We start from the raw sequence: 3,928 nt of genomic DNA, 5'->3' as shown, positions 1-3,928 counted from the left end.
TAGCGCCCGTAGCTCAGCTGGATAGAGTACCTGGCTACGAACCAGGTGGTCAGAGGTTCGAATCCTCTCGGGCGCACCATATTTCAAGCAGTGCAACAATTTATGAGCGCCCGTAGCTCAGCTGGATAGAGTACCTGGCTACGAACCAGGTGGTCAGAGGTTCGAATCCTCTCGGGCGCACCATACAGACAGCCTCGACGTCAGTCGGGGCTGTTTTTTTATGGGCGATTTCCTCCTCCCCATCATGGGGTTGTCTCTCTCGTATCCTTCTCCCTGACGCCTCCACGGGGGACGGTTCCCCCTTGCTGCACGTGCCCCCGGGTGACCACTCTCGACGTATCTTGCCTGGCAGGCTGCTGACGCAGCCCGTGGCCGTGCCTGTGGCGACCTGGGGGCCCGAACCATGCGCATCTATGCTGTACGGGGCTGGCGCCCTCTGGCGGCCTGCTGAGGCATTTGGCAGGCAATAAAAAAGGATGCAGCGGCATCCTTTCATGTCTTCGTGGAGAGAATCAGCTTTTCAGCCACTTGCGGATGCGGTTGGCATCCCCGATAGGGGTGCGTTTGCCCACCGAGTTGAGCAGTACGATGGCGAGCTCCTGACGATCCGGTTTGGCACGCATCAGCAGGCAGCGGCCCGCTTCGTCGGTATAGCCTGTCTTGGAGAGGCGTACATCCCAGTCCGGGTTCTTCACCAGCGGGTTGGTATTGTTGAACATCAGGCTGTAGGCCGGCTTGCGAAAGCGCATCTCCCTGCTGGTGTCCTGGGTGAATTCACGGATCAGCGGCTGTCGATAGGCCGCAGAGAGGAGCTTGGCCAGATCCTGGGCGGTGGAGACGTTGCGGGTGGAGAGACCGGTGGAGTCATAGTAGCGGGTGTTGCGCATGCCGAGCTGTCTGGCCTTGTTGTTCATGGCGCGGATGAAGGCCTGGCGACCCCCCGGGTAGTGGCGGGCAAGCGCCGAGGCCATGCGGTTCTCGGAGGACATCAGCGCCAGATGCAGGGCGTCGCGGCGGCTGACCTGGGTGCCCATGCGCACCCGTGAATAGGTGTGCTTGATGTTGTCCCTGTCGTTCTGATCGATGGTCAGGGTCTGATTGAGGTTCTGGCGGGCATCCAGCACCACCAGCGCCGTCATCAGCTTGGTGAGGGAGGCGATGGGGCGCACCCGGGTGGGGTTTTTCTGATACAGGGTCTTGCCGGTGTTGACGTCCATCACCAGGGCACTGCCCGATTTGAGCTGCAGCTTGGCCGGGTTGGGGGTCGCCAGGGCTGTCTGCGAACCCAGCAGTCCCATCAATCCACCTACCAGCGCGATTGCGCGAATCCAACACCCCATACAACCAACTCCATCCACAGCGAAAAAAGGCGCTAGATTCACTCATTTTTGTCCCTGCTTTACAAGAGCGAGCAGGGGGAATTCGCCACTATTTTCCATAAAAAAGGGCCGCCTGTGGGCGCAATGCTGTTCAGATAAGCACATTTTTGACTAATTATTCATAAATGCGACTTGAGTTGGGGGAGCAAGGTTGTTTCCAGTCGATGTTCCTTCAGCCTTTATCCAGCGTGGCTTGCAATAGAAAGAGGGAGGCATCATGCCTCCCTCATTTTTTAGCCCTGATACTACGTGGACTGGAACTCAAATTCTCTTAAGTGAACAGCATTGCGCCTGTGGGCGACCCTGTGGTTTGTCTCACTCTCTGGAGACGCCGGGCTTGCGTCTGCTCCACCAGCGCCAGACCAGAGCGATGAGGCCGCCCACCAGCAGCACGACCGGCAGGTAGAGAATGACGCTGAGAAACTGGGACTCATACTGCGCGGCCAGCTTGGTGTGGCTCAGGTAGTAACCCAGCCCGACCAGGGGGCAGATCCACATGATGGAGCTGATCAGGTTGACCACCAGGAAGCGCCCCTGGGGGATCTCGTTGGCGCCGACGATATAGGGGTAGGCGGTACGCACGAAGGCGATGTAGCGGGCGGTGATCAGGGTGATGATGCCGTACTTGTTGAGCAGGTAGTGCACCTTTTCCTTGTGCTTGTCATCGAGATGGGACATCAGCCTGTGATACATCCGGGTGTGGCCGAGGAAACGCCCCTGCATGTAGCCAAGCCAGGTACCGACGAAGGTCGCCATGATCAGCAGCGGGACCACCGCCATCGGCAACACCCCCTGATAGATCAGCACGCCGGTCAGGATCAGCAGGGTATCCCCTGGCAGGAAGGCGGTGGGGATAAAGCCATTCTCGAGCACCAGGAAGGTCAGCAGGACGACATAGACCATGAAGACCATCTTGGGATCAGAGAGTGTCGCCAGATCCTGATGCATAAAGGCGTGAGCCAGGTGGTAAAACTGCTCCATACATGCAAACTCCGCAGGTTAGCTGGGTTGGTCGGTCAAGGGCATGGCAAGTACCTTGTCGATGCGCAGGCCGTCCATATCCACGATTTCCAGTTGCCACTGTTCCAGGGTGACCAGGTCTCCGGTCTGGGGAAGGCGGCCAAGGAGCAGCATGATAAGCCCTCCAAGGGTGTGATAGTGATGTTTTTCTTCTTCCGGCAGACGAACCAGCTCCAGACAGTCCTTCAATTCTGGCAGTGGAATGAGGCCGTCGAGCAGCCAGCTGCCGTCGGCGCGCTGGAAGGCCCAGTTGTCCTCCCCATCTTCCTGCTGGAAGTCGCCGGCCAAGGTTTCCAGCAGATCCTGCTGGGTGACCAGCCCCTGCAGCTCGCCATATTCGTCCACCACCAGCACCATGTGCTCGGAGTGGGTACGGAAGTGGTTGAGCAGCTCCAGGCCATTGAGGGTCTCCGGCAGCAGGCTGCCGTCCTGGGTCAGCGCCGCCAGATCGATGGGCTCTCCCTTGATGTAGGCGTGCAGCACCTTGCTGACGTTGAGGATGCCGACGAGATCCGACAGGCTGCCGTCACAGACAGGGAAGAAGCTGTGGCGATACTCCACCAGACGTTGGAGGTTCACTTCCAGCGGCAGTGACAGGTCCAGATAGCGGATGTCGCTGCGCGGCACCATCAGGGAGGCCAGGCTGCGTTCGTCGAGGCGGAACACGTTGCGCAACATAGTGTGCTCATGGTCCTCGATCACCCCCGCTTCGGAGCCCTCCACCAGCATGGCGTGGATCTCCTCCTGAGTGACGTTGTTGCTGCTGTGCTGATCGACCCGCAGCAGCCGCAGGCTGGCGTTGGTGGAGGCGGAGAGCAACCAGACGAAGGGACGGGTCAGGGTCGCCAGCCAGAGCATGGGGCGGGCTACCAGACAGGCGATGCGCTCGGCGCTGAGCTGTCCGAGGCGTTTGGGCACGAGCTCCCCTACCACGATGGAGAGATAGGTGACCAGCACGACCACGATGACGGTGGCGAGCAGGCTGCTGCTCTTGGGGGAGAGCCCCCACTCCTGCAGCCAGAGGGCGAAGGGCTGGGCCAGCAGGGACTCGCCATAGATACCGTTGAGCAGACCGATGCTGGTGATGCCGATCTGCACGGCGGAGAGGAAATGGGTCGGATCTTCCCCGAGCTTGAGGGCGATGGCGGCGGAGCGGCTCCCTTCGCTCGCCATTTTGGCGAGACGTGCCTTGCGTGCCGTCACGATGGCGATTTCCGACATGGCGAAGACGCCATTGAGCAAAATCAATCCAAACAGGATCAATATTTCCATACTGCAGCAGCACTCCCGATAGAAAAGACCGCTGGCAGTGTAATGAATTTGCGGGCTCTGCGCTTGTGAAAGGAGGTGATTTGGCTCGTGAATTTTTGAATATCGCCCCGGCGGGAGGGATAAAACCGCGGGGCAGGAGAGGGAGAGCTGAACCCCTGACATGAAAAAGCCCCCGATAAACGGCAATGCTGTTCACTTAAGAGAATTTGAGTTCCAGTCCACGTAGTATCAGGGCTAAAAATGAGGGAGGCATGATG

General features: G+C 59.2%; 3 protein-coding genes and 2 tRNA genes. 2 read left to right on the top strand and 3 right to left on the bottom strand.

Features of this window, described 5'->3' with window-relative positions:
* Nucleotides 1-2 precede the first annotated feature (2 nt).
* A tRNA-Arg gene (locus OKB81_RS04335) sits at nucleotides 3-79 on the top strand.
* Between the two features lie 27 nt (nucleotides 80-106).
* Nucleotides 107-183 (top strand) — tRNA-Arg (locus tag OKB81_RS04330).
* Between the two features lie 329 nt (nucleotides 184-512).
* Here the strand turns inward: OKB81_RS04330 and pbpG are convergent.
* From pbpG to OKB81_RS04315, 3 genes are all read right to left on the bottom strand, one after another.
* Entirely contained in the window at nucleotides 513-1,298 is a 786-nt protein-coding gene (gene pbpG, locus OKB81_RS04325; RefSeq protein WP_270809085.1) for a D-alanyl-D-alanine endopeptidase, read from the bottom strand.
* 396 nt (nucleotides 1,299-1,694) lie between these two features.
* On the bottom strand, nucleotides 1,695-2,360 hold the full coding sequence (locus OKB81_RS04320) for a DedA family protein (protein ID WP_010672956.1): 666 nt from the start codon (nucleotides 2,358-2,360) through the stop codon (nucleotides 1,695-1,697).
* A gap of 18 nt (nucleotides 2,361-2,378) precedes the next feature.
* Nucleotides 2,379-3,671 (bottom strand): hemolysin family protein, encoded by a 1,293-nt coding sequence (locus OKB81_RS04315; protein ID WP_041210917.1) that lies wholly within the window; start codon nucleotides 3,669-3,671, stop codon nucleotides 2,379-2,381.
* Between the last annotated feature and the right edge of the window lie 257 nt (nucleotides 3,672-3,928).

The sequence above is a fragment of the Aeromonas sp. QDB56 genome (assembly GCF_027705505.1).
Classification (GTDB): Bacteria; Pseudomonadota; Gammaproteobacteria; order Enterobacterales; family Aeromonadaceae; genus Aeromonas; species Aeromonas caviae.
Note: the sequence above shows the minus strand (reverse complement) of the source record. Positions and strands in the feature narration are given on the sequence as shown.

What these genes read in the sequence shown, in the direction of transcription:
- pbpG (WP_270809085.1), bottom strand. Translation starts at nt 1,298, where the DNA reads ATGGGACTGCTGGGTTCGCAGACAGCCCTGGCGACCCCCAACCCGGCC.
- OKB81_RS04320 (WP_010672956.1), bottom strand. Translation starts at nt 2,360, where the DNA reads ATGGAGCAGTTTTACCACCTGGCTCACGCCTTTATGCATCAGGATCTG.
- OKB81_RS04315 (WP_041210917.1), bottom strand. Translation starts at nt 3,671, where the DNA reads ATGGAAATATTGATCCTGTTTGGATTGATTTTGCTCAATGGCGTCTTC.